This is a genomic window from Candidatus Rokuibacteriota bacterium (genome assembly GCA_030647435.1).
In the GTDB taxonomy this organism is placed as follows: domain Bacteria; phylum Methylomirabilota; class Methylomirabilia; order Rokubacteriales; family CSP1-6; genus AR37.
On the sequence record JAUSJX010000069.1, the window covers coordinates 20,364 to 36,883 of the forward strand.

Genomic DNA, 16,520 nt, shown 5'->3' on the forward strand with positions numbered 1-16,520 from the left:
GACTGCCGATGGCCGTGATCGTACGCATTCCCACGCCGCTCCGCTCGCTGACCAAGGGGCAGGCCGAGGTGCAGGCCGCCGCCGACACCGTGACCGGGCTCATCGAGGACCTCGAGAAGCAGTACCCGGGGCTCAAGGAACGCCTGGTGGACGCGGGCGGCGAGGTGCGCCGCTTCATCAACTTCTACGTCAACGAGGAGGATATCCGCTTCCTGCAGGGCGCCAAGACGGCGCTCAAGACCGGCGACCAGGTATCCATAGTCCCCGCCATCGCGGGAGGATCTTGAGCAGGGGCCTGGGCCTCCGGAGCTGACCCGATGCCGCGGATGCGCGTGAGGCTGACCTATCCCACCGAGCTGATCCAGCAGCCGATCGTCTACCACCTGGTCAAGGACTTCGCCCTCGTGCCGAACATCCGCCGGGCGGACGTGCGCGCCGACCACGGCTGGATGGTGTTGGAGCTCGAGGGACCACAAGATAAGCTCGAGCTCGGTGTCGCTTGGCTCCGCAAGCAGGGCATCACGGTCGACCCCATCGAGCGGGACGTCGTCCTGCCGTGATCTCAAAGCGCGTCCAGGGCTTCACCGAGTCCGTCATCCGCGAGATGACCCGCATCAACAACCAGCACAACGGGATCAATCTCGCCCAGGGGATGCCGAACTTCCCGCCGCCCAAGGAGATCATCGAAGCCGCCCACCGGGCCATCGACGGCGACTTCCACCAGTACGCGATTACCTGGGGCACGCCCAGGCTGAGGCAGGCCATCGCGGACAAGTACCGCAGGTTCTACGGCATGGAGGTCCACCCGGACCGCAACGTGACCGTGTGCTGCGGATCCACCGAGGCAATGCTGGCCACGCTGATGGCAGTGCTCAACCCGGGTGACGAGGTGATCATCTTCGAGCCCTTCTATGAGAACTACGGGCCGGGCTGCATCATGTCGCAGGCCGAGCCCGTCTACGTGCCGCTCGAGCCGCCCGACTTCTCGTTCGATGCCGACAGGCTGCGGAAGGCCGTGTCACCGCGCACGCGCGCGATCATCTTCAACAGCCCCAACAACCCCTCGGGCAAGGTCTTTTCCCGGGCCGAGCTCCAGCTCATCGCCGACGTGTGCCTCGAGCACGACCTCCTCGCCATCACCGACGAGATCTACGAACACATCCTCTACGACGGGGAGACGCACATCCCCATCGCGACGCTGCCGGGCATGGCCGACCGGACCATTACAATCTCGGGGATCTCGAAGTCGTACTCCGTCACCGGCTGGCGTATCGGCTACGCCGTCGCCAACGCGGAGCTGTCCGTGGGCATCCGCCGTGCGCACGACTTCATCACCGTGGGAGCGCCCCACCCGCTGCAGGAAGCCGCCGTCACGGCGCTCAACCTCCCCGATTCCTACTACGTGTACCTGCGCGAGAGCTACCAGGCGCGACGCGATCTGCTCTTCGGCAAGGTGGAGGAAGCGGGCTTCAAGGCGTACAACCCCAAGGGCGCTTACTACATCCTGACCGACGTCGCCCACTGGCTGCCCGAGTACGGGTGCGCCGACGACCACGAGTTCGCCATGTTCCTCGTCAAGGAGATCGGCGTCGCGACCGTGCCGGGCTCGTCTTTCTACTCGACCAAGGACCTCGGGCGCACCAAGATCCGCTTCTGCTTCCCCAAGACCGACGACATGCTCATCGAGGCGGGCCGGCGGCTCCAAAAGCTTCGCCGTTGACCCTCAGGGAGTCCGCCCGCTCCATCTTCGACGCCGCCCTCGCCGCCGGAGACGTGCGCCCCCTCGTCTCGCGGGCCCTTGCCGACATCGCGCCTCCCGACCGCGGACGAGTTCTCGTCGTCGGAGCCGGGAAGGCCTCGGGCGCTATGGCCGCGGCTGTCGAGGAGGCTTGGGGTGACCGGATCACGGACGGTCTCGTCGCGGTGAAGGACGGCTACACGGCGCCGACCCGCCGCGTCCGGCTGGTCGAGGCAGGGCATCCGGTGCCCGACGAGCGGGGGGCTCAGGCGGCGCGTGAGATCCGCGCCCTCGTGGAATCCGCCGTGGGTGACGACCTTGTGCTGGCCCTCGTTTCGGGCGGCGGTTCCGCGCTGACGCCGGCGCCGGCGCCTCCGATCACGCTCGCCGACAAGCAGGCGGTGACACGCCTCCTCCTGGCAGCGGGCGCCACCATCAACCAGCTCAACGCCGTCCGGAAGCACTGCTCGCTGCTCAAGGGCGGCCAGCTGGCCCGCGCGGCGGCGCCGGCCCGCGTTGAGGCGCTGCTCCTCTCCGACGTGGTCGGCGACCCCCTCGACGTCATTGCTTCGGGTCCGACGACGCCTGATGACTCCACGTTCGCCGAAGCACTTGCCATCCTGGACGGCTTCGGCCTTCGCGACCGCGCGCCCGCCGCCGTGATCCTGAGACTGGAGCGGGGAGCGCGCGGGGAGATCCCCGAGACGCCCAAGCGGGGCGACCCGCTCTTCGCGCGCGTCAGGAACACGGTGATCGGCAACAACGCCCTGGTCGTGGACGCCGCGGCGGCGCGGGCGCGGGCGCTCGGCCTTACGCCTTATGTGCTCACGCGGGCCTTCGAGGGCGAGGCGCGGGAGGCCGCGAGGGGCTTCGTCGAGCTGGCGCAGGCGATCCGAGCGGGCACCGGGCCCGTCGCGCCGCCCGCCTGCGTGATCGCGGGAGGCGAGACAACGGTGTCGGTGCAGGGGCGGGGCAGCGGCGGTCGCTGTCAGGAGTTCGCGTTGGCTGCGGCGCTCGCGATCGAAGGCATGAAGGACTCGGTCCTCCTGGCCGCCGGCACCGACGGCACCGACGGGCCGACCGATGCGGCCGGCGCCATCGCCGACGGTGAGAGCGCGGCGCGCGCCCGCGCGCAAGGCGTTGACCCGGCGGCCCGGCTCGCGGACAACGACTCGAACCCGGTCTTCGCCCGTCTCGGCGACCTCGTGGTCACCGGGCCGACCAACACCAATCTCCTCGACCTCTACCTGCTTCTACTGGGGAGCGGCTCAGGGAAATGAGGGTGAACTGGACACGGAGGCGGGCGTGTCAGGAGCAGGACGGCCGGGACCGTTATTGCTGCGGGGCGCGTGTGGCGCTACGCTGTGGATACCAAGGGACCGAGGGTGGAGATCACTCATTTGCCGGTGGTGTCGCTCGGTGGCGAGCCGATTCCGAGTACTCCCTTTTACCTCCCAGCTCCCAGGACATCCCCCCTTGTCGGAATTCTTGCAAATTTGAACGTCTCGGTTTTGATCTCCTGAGCGATAGCAAAAACAGCAGGGACATGACGAGCTGCTGGGCAAACGGCGCAGAAAAATGAGCCAAAGCACCTGGAGGAAGCATCACGAGTCCTCGGGGGGAAGCCCCTCTCAGTTTCAACTCCGGACGGTCTTGGCGAATTCCCTGACAGACGGCCCTGATTCTGTAAGAAAACTTTACAATTTCAAGAGAGTCGAATTTTGAAAGCTGGAATCAGAGAGCGCAAGAGGCCTCCCGACGAGGCAGGAATGTCACACGATATCGAGGAGTTAGAGTAAAGAGAAAAGAAGGGAAGAGAAAGCTGGCATCACTTCTGCAGTCCACGGCAGGTTAGAATGCCGGAGGCTTGAGAAAAGGGGAAAGGGCCTTTATGTTTCCACGCATACGTCATATTAAAAGGAGCAGCAACCAAATGATACGACTAAAAAGCATAACGTTGGCACTCCTCATGGGTGTCATGGGCGTGTTCTCGGTGCTGCTAGGCGCTGGATCGGCTAGTGCGGTGGTGATCGATTTCGACCTTCTGGCTGATGGCGCGGTCGTCACTAACCAGTTCCCGGAAGCGACCTTCTCCTCCACCGCGGGCTTCGTGAACCGAATCACAGCCCAGAGTCTTGGATCATCGCTGCCGAACTTTATCTGCACGGGGGCGACCGGCGGCGGCATCGATTGCGTGCACGAGACGATCGTGGATTTCACAAATCCGGTTAGCAGTCTCACGTTCCTCGAGGTTGGCGACAATAATTCTGGCGTCAACGCCCTGGTGGACGTCTTCGTGAGCGGTGTGTTCACGTCCACCGTAGGCGCCGTCGGCGACGGGAACTCTTCTCTTCCCAACCCGGTGGACTTGAGCGCCTTCAATAACATCACCCGCATCCGCATCCACTCGATCACGGACGCAGCCGGGTTGGGCTGGGACGACTTCAGCTTCACGGTTGGTGGAGGTGGGGGGACAGGGGTTCCCGAGCCTAGCACGCTGCTCCTGCTCGGCTCTGGTTTGGTTGGACTAGTAGCGGTATTGCGTCGGCGCTACAAAGCGTAGTTTATCTTCTTTCCGCCGAGTTAGAAGCGCCCATCCTGAATTCCAGGGTGGGCGCTTTTTTTTTCCCGGGACAATGACTGAGTTAGGAAGAGCGGGCGCGTGGACGTGAGCGTCAACGGGGAACTGATTCCGGGGAGCTGCCCGGCGCCGCTGGCGCCAGCGAACCCGTAAACGCCTAACTTGATCGCCCCGGCATGGTGCCCGCGCGCACCATCCCTGCTCGATGCAGTGTTCACGCTGCCGTCTGCCTCCATGCGCTCGGCCAAGAGCCGGCGGAAGCACGGGAGTAGATGATTGGGATCTCGGGCGGGCGCTGTGCTAGCCTCTGCCCATCGGACCGCCGAAGGTGGACGTCCACGGGATTGCTCACGCGCCTGTTCCTGACCGCCGACCGATGCGCGGCATTCGACTCCTCGGCCTCGTCGGCCTGCTCCTGTTCGCCGTCGCGGCCTTCACGCCTCTCGCCAACCGTCTCAACATCTGGATGGCCGGCCTGGCGATGTTGGAGCCCGCGGACGCCATCGTCGTCCTGGGCCGCGGCGGCGCCGACACCGATGGCGTTTTGACCAACCGATCGCTCCGGCGGACGCTCTACGGAATTCGCCTCTACGGCGACGGCCTCGCCCCGGTCCTGGTGTTCTGCGGCTCGGCGGAGGAAACGCACGCGCGGGCGCGCCTCGCGCAGGGGCTCGGGGTGCCCTCCGGGGCGATCCTGCGCGTCGCTTCGACGAACACCACCAAGGGAGAGGCCGAGCAGCTCCGCAGGCTCCTGCTCCCGCTCGGCCGCCGGCGCATCCTCCTCGTCGCGGATCCAATCGACATGCCCCGGGCGCGGGCCGTGATGGAGCGAGCCGGCTTCACCGTGCTGCCCGCGCCCACGGCCGCGACCGGCCCGTCGGATCCCGAGTCACGGCTCGGCCTCCTGCGCGACATCCTCAGCGAGCTGGCCGCCTGGATGTACTACCGGCTCGCTGGCGCCCTCTGAGGTCAGACCGCTATGTCCTCCATCAGCCTCGTGCTCATCGTCGGCCTGACCTCGCTGGGCGCATATCTCGCTGCCACGCGGTTCGCCGGCCTGCGCCGAGGCGACCTGCGGGGGGCGGTCACGGAGACGCTGGAGTGCCTCGGGCTCGTCGTGATCTTCTTCCTGGCCAACTTCGCCGTCGGTACGGCGCTGATCCTCGCCCTCCGCGCCCTCACCGGGCGGTTCATCTCAGTCTATATCGTCAACGATGCGACCCTCGCGATCCTGTCTCTTCTTCAAGCACTTGTCTTTCATCGGTGGCGAGCGCGATCGAAGTGACTCGGCACACCGGACATCTCGCGACCGGTGCGGGAGCGCGGAGGACCCCTGGCGTGGACGTATCCTGGTCCCCTCGAAGTTGAGTCCACTCACACGCCGTGAGTCGATCACGGTAGGAGGTGGACAGCGATGGCCAACGCCGCTCCCGAAGAGGTCCAGCGCTGGACGGCCAAGCGGTGGGTGGCCCTGGTCGTGAGCATTCTGAACGGGGGAGACCTCCGTGCCGCAGGCAGCCCGCACGCACGGGCTCACCGGGATAGGTCCAAGGACTGGCAGGAGCGCGTTCTGCTGGCCGCGGAGAACGGGCTGCGGGCCCGCCCGAAGGACGAGGAGGCGCTCAAGGACGAGCACATCGAGAAGCTGAAGCAGAAGATCGGTGAACTTGTTCTCGACCTCGACATCCTGAAGGAGGCCGCGAAGCACCGCCCTTTCCCCGGGGAGCTCTCGGAGAGTTGAAAGCGGCCTACCCCCGCGTCTCGGAACGCCGGCTCTGGGCCCTGCTCCGCTTTCGGCAGGGACAGCGGATCACGCCAAAGACGGTGTCTCGGATCCAAAAGCTCCAACGGTGGTTCGTGCATCAACGGCCGGCGACCCCCCGGCCCCGGGTGCAGGGGCGCCAGAGCCGGGCGGCCTGTCGCGACGATCGGCTGCGGCAGGAGTGCATCACGCCGAACACGCCGGAGCAGAACGGCATGATCGAGCGCTTCTTCCGCAGCCTCAAAGAGGCATGCGGCTGGCAGCCCCTGTTCCCGAGCGTCGCGGCGGCGTGCCGCGCGATCGCCGCGTGGATCCGCTGGACAACGAAGCGCGCCCGCACCAGGCGCTGGGCTATCGGAGCCCGCGCGAACATCGGGCGCAAGAGGGTCAACTGGTGGCTTGATTTCGGGGGAGCACTACATCCGCTCCCTCCTCCACATAGGAACAGCCCTCGAATACATCTGCACACCGCAGATCGCTGGTCATCTCGGTCGTCCGAGAGAGCAAGACCCGAGCCACGGGTGATTGGTCAGCGAAATCGGTCAGACGTGACAGACGGCAATCATCCGTGTGCTGAAACTTGTCCACGCGCCAAAACTTTCACACGCGCCAAAACTTTCACACGCGGTGGATCAGGGCTGTCCGTCAGGCTTGCGGGTATGCTGGCCCGTATGCGACGAGCATCGGTCTTTCTGCTGGGGCTCTTGTGGTTTCTGGGCTCGGAGTGCGCGGCGAACATGCCCCAGCGCGCGCCGGCCCGCAGATGGCTGTGCGGTCGCCCTGGGCATCCTACCTGTCCGTGCGATCAACCTCGGAGTGGCGCCGCACCCGCAGTACAGGTTCGCCCTGGTCGTCACGGAAGAAGCGCTCACGGCGATGCCCCCCGAGGAGCTCCAGGCGGCGCTGGCTCACGAGATCGGGCACGTGCAGCTCGGACACTTCACGGCGCGCCGGGAATTGCGCACCGCCGAGCGGCGGATCGGTTCGCCCTCGACCTGCTCGAGCGGGTGGCCGGCGGCGCCGGCGGATGCCGGGCCACGATGGCGCTTCTCGATCGGCTGGCGCGGGAGAGGTCGGCGAGGCTCTGGTCGGCCTGGCTCAGGACCCACCCGAGGCCATCCGACCGGCTGAAGGCGCCCAGAGGACTCTGCCCGGCTTGAGCAAGGGCGGGGCACGGGCGTGCTTGGGCGCATCGCACCGGCCGCAGGAAACACCGCGGGCGCCAGGATGTCCTCCCGGCGCCCGCGGTGTCGATCTCGACCGTCGAGCCGGTTACTTCTGGCTGCGCTTGCGCGCCCGTCCGATCCCCGCGAGGGCGAGCAGGCCCGTCGCGATCAGCGCGAAGCCGCCGGGGGAGGGCACTCCCGTCGAGCAGGGTGGCGTGGTCGGAGTACCGCAGAAGCCGCCGTCGTCGATCCGTACATCGCCGGCGAGGGTCGTCGCTTGGCTGCCCGTGTCTCGGTCCAGCGGCGTGAGCCCCCCGATGAGCCCGAACGAGTTGTGGGTCGGGTCGTTGACGTCGGTGTTGACCAGGCCGAACGGGGCCGCCGCTCCTTCGGGAGTGACCGTGAAGGGGGGGGACGGCGCGATGGAAGACACATCGACTGGCAGGAAGCCGAAGAGGTCCGGCGGCGTTGAGCCGGTAAGGAGATTCGCTCCACAGGGGAAGCACTCGGACAGGGCCAGGAGCCCTCTGCCGGCATTGATGAAGTTCTTGATGTCGGTGGACCGGGCGATGAGCGCGTCGAGCTCTGCGCGCGTCAGCAGGCCGCCGAAGGACGAGGCGATCGCGATCGCGGTGTAGCCGGAGAGACTCGCAGTCGCGAACTCGGCGGCATTGACGCGGTCGTAGTTCGTCCCGAGCGCCAGCCCGAGCGCGACGAGGCCATTCTCGCCAATGAGATGGCCGCCCGGTGTCGCGATGCGGGACTCGACCCAGAGGAACTTGGTCGCGACGCCGTCGTCGAATGTACCTCCGGTGACGAAGCTAAGGCCGGAGCGGAGCAGGTTCGCCGCGCCCGCCGAGCCCGGGGCGTGGAAGTCGGGATCGTGGCCGGTGAGAAAGATGGGGCCGGCCGTTGATATCGGGGCGGCGGCCAGAAGCAGGGCGGCGATGGTGCCCGCCCAAATGCGTGACTTCCTCCAGATGCGTGGCCTCATAGTATTGGAATTCCTCTCTAGGCGCCAGGAGCCCCAGCGCCTTCAGACATCAATTGGCCTTCAGTCTGAGCAAGGAAAGGGCCAACTGGAGAAAGATCATGTATCCGCAAAGTTGAAGCGGCGGGGCGCCGACCCGGGCTCGATTGTGGAAATTCCGTCGACACCTTGCTGGCCCACGGGCCCACAGGGTCAGGTCTTGAAATCCGACATTGCGACCGAACCAAGTCCTGATACCCACTCGCAGGTGATAGTTCAAGACTTGACCCCTGTCTGGACTTCCGCTCATCGCCTCCAGGACCCGGTTCCCGCGACAGGACCGTCCATACCGCCGGCACGAGCCCGGGCCGGCCAGCCGGACCTATGCGAGCCTCGACAAGTTCGCGCAGCTCGAGGCGGCCCGTCGCCACCCGGAAGGCTTCGTGCGCGTGGACGGGCCGCTCACCGTGAACGAGGCGCAGCGGTGCGCGGAGCTGCTGACGGCGCCCAAGCGCGATGTGGACCGCGACCGGCGTCCGGGTTGGTTCCTGCTCTCCGGGTCGGCGAACCTCGCGCAGCTCCGGGGCGCCACGGAGAGCCGGGGGGGGGGGGGTCAGACCTTCAGCTATCACATGCGGGCGGATATCAGGGCTTGCTTCGGTCGCGATGTCGGATTTCAAGACCTGACCCCAGACCGACCCCTGACCTCGGGCGCACCCAGAGGAGCTCGAAGCCGAGCGCCCCGCGCCCGAGAGCACAGAGGCCAGGCGGAGGAGCCAGTGCGAGCGGGTGGATCCCGAGCCGGCGGCTGGCGGCGGGCAATGGTCAGGCAGCGCGCGCCGCGTCCGCCAGGGTCCGCGCGTTGCCGGCGCTCCGCGAGCGCCAGATGTACCGATCGACCACGAAGTGGTGCACGTTGATCGTGGCCACCACCATCAGCATGCTCTCCGCGAGGCCGGCGCCGGCCCACACGAAGGCCCAGGGCCAGCAGTAGAAGAGCCCATAGCCGAGGACCAGGCAGGTCCCGTAGAAGGCTGCCGAGTGGATGAGCCAGCCGTGGCGGTTGCCGGGCTCGCGGACGCGGTCGCGCACGTGGTAGACGAGGACGATCGCGAGGTACTGCAGGCCGTGCGCGATCGTCGCCAGCACGAAGGCGCCGAGCGCGTCCAGCGCGGTCCACCACAGGCCGTTCGACACCATCAGAAGCACCACGGTCAGGGGCAGCACCTGGCGGCCGCCCCGGTAGACGCGGAGCGCGAGGACCAACGGCAAGACGAACGTCAGTACGAGGAGCAGGAGCGTGAGGGCTTCCAGCGCCTGCGGCACCAGGGGCAGGCCGGCGATCCACTCGCGGGGGACGAACCAGCCGAGCCCGGAGCCGGTGGCGCCGAGGAAGGACCGGGTGAACGGCGCCATGCATGCGAGCCAGAGCAGCCACCGGTTCCTCGCCGACAGGCGCACTTCGGAGATGTGGCAGTACATGGCGGCGAGCCCGTAGGTCTGCGCCGCATAATGGAAGGGCGACCAGGTGAGATAGAGGGCCTGCAAGTGCCGCCCCAGCAGCTCGGGATAGGCCACGCTCGCGGTCAGCCCCAGCAGCGCGACCAGGGGGAAGGTCATGGTCAGGAACGGCAGCTCGCGCAGGGCCCCCGGACGGCTGTAGAGCCTGACCGTCGAGGCGGCGAAGTGGCTGCTGTTGACGATCAGGATGAGGGAGGCCAGGACGGCCGGATCCAGCCGGGTGGTCAGTGACGGGCGGTAGAGGAGGACCGCCGTCGCCAGCACGCTCCAGCCGCCGCCGATGATCGCGTAGTCCACCGCCGGGTGGATGAAGGCCCGGCCCAGCAGCGCGCGCGCCGTCGCGCTCATCGCCGCTCCGCCTCCTGGCCCAGGGCCGCGATCTCGCTGCGGGCGCGCTCGTGGTAGGGGTCGATTCGAAGGGCCTGGCGGAGGTGCTGGATCGCCGCATCGCGGTTCCCGCGCCGCGCCTCCACGGCGCCGAGCAGCGCGTGGCTGTCGGCCAGGTCCGGCCTGAGTCGCCGGGCCGCGGCGGCGTGCCGGGCGGCTCGCTCCAGATCGCCCTGTTCGAGATAGGCGGCGCCCAGCATGAAGTGGGCCGGCGCGTGCCGTGGGTTCAGCCGCAGCACTCGCTCGAAGGCATCGACGGACTGGCGGCTGTCCCCCAGCCGCCGCGCGGCCATGCCGAGACGGAACAGGGCCTGGTCATCGTCCGGCGCCAGCGCCGCCGCCCGGCGGTACACGCGGGCGGCGGCGCTGGCGTCTCCAGCCAGAGCATACCGGTCGCCTTCCGCGAGGTAGTCAAGGCCGATGCCCGGCAGGGCTCCCGACGTGTGGAGCCTGTAGGCGAGGCCCGTGACGAGACCGCCGCCGAAGAGGAGGACGGACAGTCCGAAGGCGATCAGATGCCCCCAGCGGGCCGGGGCGGTCCAGAGCGGAGAGCCGGTCGGGATGAGCCTGTCCATGGGGACTACCTACAGGAGTACAGTCTCGACTCCGCCCCGGGCAAGCCCTTTCAGATGCCCGGGGAGTCGGGGAGCCGGGGAGCCGTCGGCCTCGTTTACACCTTCCCGGCGGTTGATGTGGAGTTGCCCAACAGTTGGACGGGTGAGGACGGAGATGACGGTGGGATTGTACCGCACGGTCGCGCTCGAACATCTCGTGCGAAATCAGCCCCATAGGGGGCGCCCTGCCGGGCCCACCGTCGCGCGCCTGCCCGTCCCACCATGGGCCCTGGCCGCTGGTACCGGGCCGCGGCACGAGGCGGAATGGCTGATCCGACCCCCTGCCGGGGGCCCACCGTCGACAGACTTGACATTCCCAATATACGGACCCTCCAGGCGCGCAGTAATTGCTTGATTCTGCTACACCATAATGCTTGGCACAACGCGTGCACGATGTGCGCATGCCAACGGCAGTTGAGAAACAAGCCACCCTAGAGGAGGGGCCATAGTGGGGATCAGAATATTCGGCAAAGTGCTCGGAGTAGCGGCGCTGACCCTGGCGCTGGTGGGCCAGGGCGTATTCGCGGGAAGTGCGGAGGCAGGTAACGTCTATCTGACCGGGCACGACGTGGACTTTCACAGCGGCCAGAATGGCTACGAATCGCTCATTCTCGATTTTCTAAGAGGTGGGGCTACGCCGATTGCTGCAGCCGACTACGACATTCTTCTGCTTAGAACAACCGGTGTCGGCAGTACCTTGTCGCCCGCGGGCTTTGGTACGGTCACTATTGCCGATCCGATCAGCTTTGCGGACGGGGCAGCCTTCGCCGCGGCATTGCTTGGGAAAGATGCGCTTTTTATTGCCTCGCACGTAAACTGTGGCGGATGCGCGCTCACGACCGCAGGGTCGAATGCCATTAACGGCTTCTCGGCCCAGATTGCGTCTTTCTTCAACGCAGGCGGCGACATTTACGCCAATACTGGAGCAGACCTCGCGACGTATTATGACTTCTTGCCGCCCGGGGCAGTTGCCAGCGGAGCGCCAATTTCGGGCTCTTCGGGTTTTGACGCAACCAACGCCGGTGATGCGATCGGTATTACGAACGCAATGATTAACGGGTTCCCGACGCATAACCGTTTTACTTCATTCGTCCCGGCGTTTACGGTGTTCGAGACTCGCCCCGCCGCAGGTGTCGACTGTAACGCCGCCCCATTCGCGACCGGATGTGAAATTATCTCTCTCGGCATCCTCGATGCCAGGATCACGGACGGAGGTATCGTGACGGACGGTGGGACTGTCCCGGCGCCTGCGGCGCTGGTGCTCCTGGGTGCGGGTCTCCTCGGTGCCGGCCTGCTGCGGAGGTTCCGGAGCTAAGGTTCCAGAGCCGGAATCGTAAGGCGTAACCATCGAGCGCCGAGGGACGGCCCCCCCCTCGGCGCTCTCTTTTTCTCTCCGCGGCTACGGGGCTGCCCCCAGGAGCCGGAGGGCCAGCCACTGCGCCGGGCGGGCGAGACCCGGCATTCGCGACAGGGGACGGAGCCACGAGAGGCCCGGGAGCACGCTCGCGAGGGAACCCACCGCCGCCTTCCCCGTCAGCCGGCCGCCGGCCCCATGGACCTCCACGTCGAGCACCTCCGGCGCAAGGGCGGGATCGGCCGCGAAGCGCAGGCGCTGTGCGGAGTCCCAGAGGCGCAGCGTGGCGGCCTGGTGAATGCCGCGCCGGTCTGGGCGGTAGCGAACGATGGCGGTGGGGCCGGCGGCGCGGAAGCGCAGCCGGTCCGGGGGCGCGAGGAGCCAGCGCACCAACCCGGCGCGCACCGGCCTCCCGCCCTCGCCTGGACGGCAGGGGCCGGAGAGCAGGAAGCGCCGGACGGCCGCCAGTTCGGACGCGGTGAGCCAGGCGAGGTAGACGGCGAGCATGACCTCGGCGAAGGTGCCGACGTTCACGCCCGCGTTGATACCCAGGTGAAGCGCCACGCCGAAGCCCAGCCAGAGGCCCGTGCCGAGCAGCCAGCGCAGGACCGCCTGGAATGCGCGGGGCCAGCGGCGGCGCGCGAGCGCGCCGAGGAGGCCGGCGAGCGCAGGCGTCACGGCGATGCCGCCGGTGACGACCCAGCGGGTTGGGCCGGGGCGCCCGCTCCACGCGAGGCCGAGCGCGTAGGCGGTGAGGCACCAGGCCGCCGTGACGGCCACCCAGGAGAGCGCCTGTCGCCAGCGGGGCGGCGCGATCCAGCGGCCGGCCCGGCGATCGGCCTCGTAGCCGCGTACCGCCACGCCGACCACGGCCAGCGGGAAGAGTACCTCCCACCCGCGCGTGAGCCAGGTGAGCAGCGGCAGGACCCCGAGGAGCTGGAGCCAGGTCACCAGGCCCTGGGCCGGCACACGGTAGAAGTGGTCCAAGTTGAGCGCGTAGTAGAGCGCCGTTCCCTCGCGCCAGGTCGGTCCGCTCTTGAGCAGACCCGTGGCGCAGTAGATGATCGCGAGCTGCAGCATCATCAGCCGCAGCGGCCACGCCGGGATGGGGCGCGGAGCGGGCAGCGCGGAGGTGTGGCCCTCGGCAACTGCGCGCCGGCGCCGCCGCAGGCTGTCGATCGAGTAGGCCTCGCCCCAGCGGCAGAACATCCCGAGGAAGAGGAAGACCTGCACCACGAAATCGCCCCCGTTGTAGAAGATGGTGCTGTACCCGTAGAGCTGAAGCAGGAGCAGCCAGCTCGCGACCGTGCTGAGCCGCGTCCACACGCCGAGGACCATCAGGGCGAGGCTCAGAAGGGCGGCCGCGTACAGCGCCGTGACGAACGGGGGATCGCTGCGGAGGTGCAGGACCGAGAAGGCGCCGAGCAGGGCCTCGAAGAGTTTCCACCAGTGCTCGAACCCGTGCTCCGGATCCCAGGCGTAGCCAAGCGGCCCGCCGAAGCGCTGCCGAGCCTGCTCCGTGAGCCACAGTCCCTCGTCGGTGAAGAGCAGGCGCAGGTGCGGGCCGAGGCCGAGCCAGGTCCACAGGACGACCAGCCCGAAGGCGATGCGCAGCAGGCCGGCCGGCCGGGGGTCCACGCGGGTCAAGAAGACCCGCGCCCAGATCTCGTGGCGGACCAGGAAGAACAGCACGACGAGCGCCAGGGCGACCAGCAGCGCGTCCGCCGCCAGGTTGGCCGTCGCGGTGGACAGGCCGGCTCCCTCTGTCATTCGATCCGCCCTTCGGCTTGGGGAGCCCGTTCGGGTGCCGTCGCCGGCCCGAGCCCCGGGCCGCCGAGCCTCTGCTTGTCCGTCCACCATGTGCGCTGTCCGGCGCGAAGGATGGTGTCCGGCGCCGCGGGAGGCAGTCCGTGGCGCTGTCTGATCCCGTCGGGGAGCTGTCCATAGGCCAGGGCCTGGCACTCGAAGGTGAAGCCCTGCCCGATGAGGAGCGGCAGGCGCTCTGGATCGTAGCCCATCTCATGAAAGGCGACCTCGGGCGGCGGGATGCGGGTCGCGGTCTCGAGCAGGCGGACGGCACGCGCGGGCTGCCCACCCCGCGCGCGCTCCCAGTCGCGGCATACCCAGGCGGCGTACGGCTCCAGATACCGCGAGTCCTCTACCAGGCGGCGGTTGATCTTGGCGAGCCGGTCGTAGAAGAGGTAGGGATGGCGCCGGCGCCCGTAGATGTCGTACGCGAGGTCGCGGACCTCGCCCGCGCCGTCCTGGAGGAACACCCTCACGAAGGTGTTCACGCGTGCCGGATCCGGCGCGAACAGCGCCCAGCTCTGCACGTTGCCCGTCGCCGCCATGTATGACCGCATCTGCAGGTAGCGGTCGAAGGTGTAGTGCAGGCCGCGGGTCAGTCCCGTGGCCGGCGTGTTGTAGACGAGCAGGAGCAGGGCGTGATACGCGATGAAAAAGGTCACAAGCCACCGCACCGGCCGCGAGAAAGCGCCGGGCGTGGTCGGCGGGTCCTCCTCTAGCATGGGCCCGTGCAAGAGAGCCTGGGCCAACCGCTCGATCTCGACCGATTCGTCCGTGTCTCGACACACCTCGGTCACGCCGGCGTCTCTCCGCATGGGTTGGCGGCTCGGGGCGCCCAGATTCGCACGGGCGAAGGATAACAGCCCGCCGGCGGGGCAGGCACATATTTCGCGCGGTTTAGCGAACGCAGCTCAAGAGCGGACGGGGGTCAGACCCCGAGCTATCACATGCGGGCCGGTATCAGGGTTTGCTTCGGTCGCGATGTCGGATTTCAAGGCCTGAGCCCGTGGTCAAAGGCCGGAGGGCTATCGCGGGTGCCACCGCTCGTCTTCTCCCCGACGCTGCTGGCGTTCGCGGGTGCCAGGCCAGGGTTCGCGGGCGGACCGGATGTCCGTCGCTGCCCGTTGCCCCGCGGAGATGAGGTTAATGCTTCCTATGCGCTTGCGCTATAGAGTCTGTAGCCATCGAGTCTCCTCTCATTCGTGCGTCGAAGTGACCAGCACCGGCTTCTATAGCACGCTGGCGAGACTCGGTGGCTCTTTTGTCTCATCGCTCGTGAATTATCCGGGCTAGAGGAGCACAGGGAGTCGGCGGGTATGATTTCCGCGCAAGCACGCCCGATGCAAGTTGGTCGAGGAAAGCTCCTGGCACTCTTCGCCTCGCAAACATCGCCGGGACCTCAAGGGGTCGGTTCTGGCCCGGCGGGACTGACTAGGCCCAAGGCGGCGTCTGGTACCACGCAGCCCGGAAAAACAGCGTGGGCGCCGGAGCATGCTGGCGCCCACGAGACGTGCAGGGAACTACGATTGGCTGGAGTCGCGCGGACTCCGCAGGTTTCGTGTCGCCACGGCCAGCCCGACGACACCGAGGCAGAGAAGCCACAGGGTAGCCGGTGCGGGCACCCCGGACGGCGGGGGCTCCGTGATGCTTGCGTTCGTCTGCACCGCGACATTGTCCAGCCCCCAGCTCTCGTCATTAAGATCTTGTAGGCCGCCATATGAGAAGACGAGCGCAAGGCTGGCGGCCGAGTGTGGGAAGGTCAGTGTGAGGTCGTAATAGGTGTCGCCCACAGCGCAGCAGTTGAGCGGAGTGAAGCCCAAGGCCGCCACCACGGGACCCACCGTCCCGGCCGGCGCGATGACGGCCTTGATGTTGGTGCAGCCGGCGCTCACATTGTCCGTACACGTGCTGGTGCCGAGATTGCTGAACAGGGCGTCTGGATTGATGAGATCCGTGCCGTCCCCGCTAACGCTGAAGGGCTCATCACCGTCCATTGAACGGATCACGTAGAGCCGGAACAGGGCCGTCGCGCTCGTGTGGGCCGCAGCTGTTGGCACGGTGAGGGTCACGGAACCGTTCGTCAATCCGAAGTTGGAACTGTCACCGCCAATCCCCAGGAAGTTCTGGCCGCTGGGCGTCGTATCGACGCCGAGCGTGAAGCTCCCCGACGACCAGTTGCTCAGCACTCCACCATTGAAATTGTCCACCCCGAAGACGACGCCCGCCGCGGCAGGGCCCGTCAAGGCCATAATAACGACCATCACCACCATGGGCCATCCGAGAACACCAGCCAACGGAACTCTCATGTATTGCACCTCGTATCCGAGACGGGTTGACCCTCGATCGGTTAGTCAGCGCACGTCGAAAGTGTCTGCAATTTTTACGCCCTCCTTCGAGGCCTCATCCTTATTAGGTACTTGGCGTTAGGACACACTCCGGGAATGTCGGAACCGTAATGTTTTCCGTCACAGTCAGAAACGTCCGAGTATGTGAGGCTCCACTCCGAAGCGCTAGATATGTTGAACACTTCCATGTGTAGGACAGGTCGAGGCGAGCAAGGAGTTGTCCCACATGCTGTTGAACTTTGCTGAGCGCGGCGGCGCCGCATTATAGCTCCGCTC

15 protein-coding genes are annotated in these 16,520 nt (G+C 67.1%); 9 read left to right on the plus strand and 6 right to left on the minus strand.

Features of this window, described 5'->3' with window-relative positions; genetic code table 11:
- Window positions 1–8 precede the first annotated feature (8 nt).
- The 8 genes from Q7W02_12745 (at window position 9) to Q7W02_12780 (ending at window position 6,060) form a co-directional block, all read left to right on the plus strand.
- Entirely contained in the window at window positions 9–287 is a 279-nt protein-coding gene (locus Q7W02_12745) for a MoaD/ThiS family protein (protein MDO8477035.1), read from the plus strand.
- 30 nt (window positions 288–317) lie between these two features.
- Window positions 318–560 carry an NIL domain-containing protein gene (locus Q7W02_12750; GenBank protein MDO8477036.1) on the plus strand — a complete coding sequence of 81 codons (243 nt, stop codon included), beginning with the start codon at window positions 318–320 and terminating at the stop codon, window positions 558–560.
- A complete protein-coding gene (locus Q7W02_12755) occupies window positions 557–1,720 on the plus strand; it encodes an aminotransferase class I/II-fold pyridoxal phosphate-dependent enzyme (protein ID MDO8477037.1) in 1,164 nt (387 codons plus the stop codon). The genes Q7W02_12750 and Q7W02_12755 overlap by 4 nt, the downstream gene beginning before the upstream one ends.
- A complete protein-coding gene (locus tag Q7W02_12760; GenBank protein MDO8477038.1) occupies window positions 1,717–3,018 on the plus strand; it encodes a glycerate kinase in 1,302 nt (433 codons plus the stop codon). The genes Q7W02_12755 and Q7W02_12760 overlap by 4 nt, the downstream gene beginning before the upstream one ends.
- Window positions 3,019–3,695: 677 nt before the next feature.
- Window positions 3,696–4,301 carry a PEP-CTERM sorting domain-containing protein gene (locus Q7W02_12765; protein MDO8477039.1) on the plus strand — a complete coding sequence of 202 codons (606 nt, stop codon included), beginning with the start codon at window positions 3,696–3,698 and terminating at the stop codon, window positions 4,299–4,301.
- Window positions 4,302–4,695: 394 nt separating this feature from the next.
- On the plus strand, window positions 4,696–5,286 hold the full coding sequence (locus tag Q7W02_12770; protein MDO8477040.1) for a YdcF family protein: 591 nt from the start codon (window positions 4,696–4,698) through the stop codon (window positions 5,284–5,286).
- 12 nt (window positions 5,287–5,298) lie between these two features.
- Window positions 5,299–5,604, plus strand: a complete 306-nt coding sequence (locus Q7W02_12775) for a hypothetical protein (GenBank protein ID MDO8477041.1) — start codon at window positions 5,299–5,301, stop codon at window positions 5,602–5,604.
- Between the two features lie 129 nt (window positions 5,605–5,733).
- Window positions 5,734–6,060, plus strand: a complete 327-nt coding sequence (locus tag Q7W02_12780; protein MDO8477042.1) for a hypothetical protein — start codon at window positions 5,734–5,736, stop codon at window positions 6,058–6,060.
- A gap of 1,293 nt (window positions 6,061–7,353) precedes the next feature.
- Here the strand turns inward: Q7W02_12780 and Q7W02_12785 are convergent.
- The 3 genes from Q7W02_12785 to Q7W02_12795 all read right to left on the minus strand — a co-directional run bounded on the left by Q7W02_12785 (window position 7,354) and on the right by Q7W02_12795 (window position 10,700).
- Window positions 7,354–8,241: a hypothetical protein gene (locus tag Q7W02_12785; protein MDO8477043.1), complete on the minus strand. Its 888-nt coding sequence runs from the start codon at window positions 8,239–8,241 to the stop codon at window positions 7,354–7,356.
- An 801-nt stretch (window positions 8,242–9,042) separates the two neighbouring features.
- The gene (locus Q7W02_12790) at window positions 9,043–10,086 is read right to left on the minus strand and encodes a hypothetical protein (protein ID MDO8477044.1); all 1,044 of its coding nucleotides are present in this window, start codon (window positions 10,084–10,086) and stop codon (window positions 9,043–9,045) included.
- On the minus strand, window positions 10,083–10,700 hold the full coding sequence (locus Q7W02_12795) for a tetratricopeptide repeat protein (protein MDO8477045.1): 618 nt from the start codon (window positions 10,698–10,700) through the stop codon (window positions 10,083–10,085). The genes Q7W02_12790 and Q7W02_12795 overlap by 4 nt, the downstream gene beginning before the upstream one ends.
- Before the next feature lie 487 nt (window positions 10,701–11,187).
- On the opposite strand from Q7W02_12795, the gene Q7W02_12800 reads away from it, so the two are divergent.
- On the plus strand, window positions 11,188–12,054 hold the full coding sequence (locus Q7W02_12800) for a PEP-CTERM sorting domain-containing protein (protein MDO8477046.1): 867 nt from the start codon (window positions 11,188–11,190) through the stop codon (window positions 12,052–12,054).
- 84 nt (window positions 12,055–12,138) lie between these two features.
- Here Q7W02_12800 and Q7W02_12805 read toward each other — a convergent pair whose 3' ends face one another.
- The 3 genes from Q7W02_12805 to Q7W02_12815 form a co-directional block, all read right to left on the minus strand.
- Window positions 12,139–13,863: an HTTM domain-containing protein gene (locus tag Q7W02_12805; GenBank protein ID MDO8477047.1), complete on the minus strand. Its 1,725-nt coding sequence runs from the start codon at window positions 13,861–13,863 to the stop codon at window positions 12,139–12,141.
- Complete coding sequence (locus Q7W02_12810) at window positions 13,860–14,714, minus strand: hypothetical protein (protein ID MDO8477048.1); 855 nt, start codon at window positions 14,712–14,714, stop codon at window positions 13,860–13,862. Before Q7W02_12810 ends, Q7W02_12805 begins: the two co-directional genes overlap by 4 nt.
- A gap of 705 nt (window positions 14,715–15,419) precedes the next feature.
- Window positions 15,420–16,169 (minus strand): PEP-CTERM sorting domain-containing protein, encoded by a 750-nt coding sequence (locus Q7W02_12815; GenBank protein ID MDO8477049.1) that lies wholly within the window; start codon window positions 16,167–16,169, stop codon window positions 15,420–15,422.
- Window positions 16,170–16,520 lie beyond the last annotated feature (351 nt).

Coding starts and splice junctions, on each gene's coding strand:
- Q7W02_12745 (MDO8477035.1), top strand. CDS start 9: ATGGCCGTGATCGTACGCATTCCCACGCCGCTCCGCTCGCTGACCAAG.
- Q7W02_12750 (MDO8477036.1), top strand. CDS start 318: ATGCCGCGGATGCGCGTGAGGCTGACCTATCCCACCGAGCTGATCCAG.
- Q7W02_12770 (MDO8477040.1), top strand. CDS start 4,696: ATGCGCGGCATTCGACTCCTCGGCCTCGTCGGCCTGCTCCTGTTCGCC.
- Q7W02_12775 (MDO8477041.1), top strand. CDS start 5,299: ATGTCCTCCATCAGCCTCGTGCTCATCGTCGGCCTGACCTCGCTGGGC.
- Q7W02_12780 (MDO8477042.1), top strand. CDS start 5,734: ATGGCCAACGCCGCTCCCGAAGAGGTCCAGCGCTGGACGGCCAAGCGG.
- Q7W02_12785 (MDO8477043.1), bottom strand. CDS start 8,241: ATGAGGCCACGCATCTGGAGGAAGTCACGCATTTGGGCGGGCACCATC.
- Q7W02_12790 (MDO8477044.1), bottom strand. CDS start 10,086: ATGAGCGCGACGGCGCGCGCGCTGCTGGGCCGGGCCTTCATCCACCCG.
- Q7W02_12795 (MDO8477045.1), bottom strand. CDS start 10,700: ATGGACAGGCTCATCCCGACCGGCTCTCCGCTCTGGACCGCCCCGGCC.
- Q7W02_12805 (MDO8477047.1), bottom strand. CDS start 13,863: ATGACAGAGGGAGCCGGCCTGTCCACCGCGACGGCCAACCTGGCGGCG.
- Q7W02_12810 (MDO8477048.1), bottom strand. CDS start 14,714: ATGCGGAGAGACGCCGGCGTGACCGAGGTGTGTCGAGACACGGACGAA.
- Q7W02_12815 (MDO8477049.1), bottom strand. CDS start 16,169: ATGGTGGTGATGGTCGTTATTATGGCCTTGACGGGCCCTGCCGCGGCG.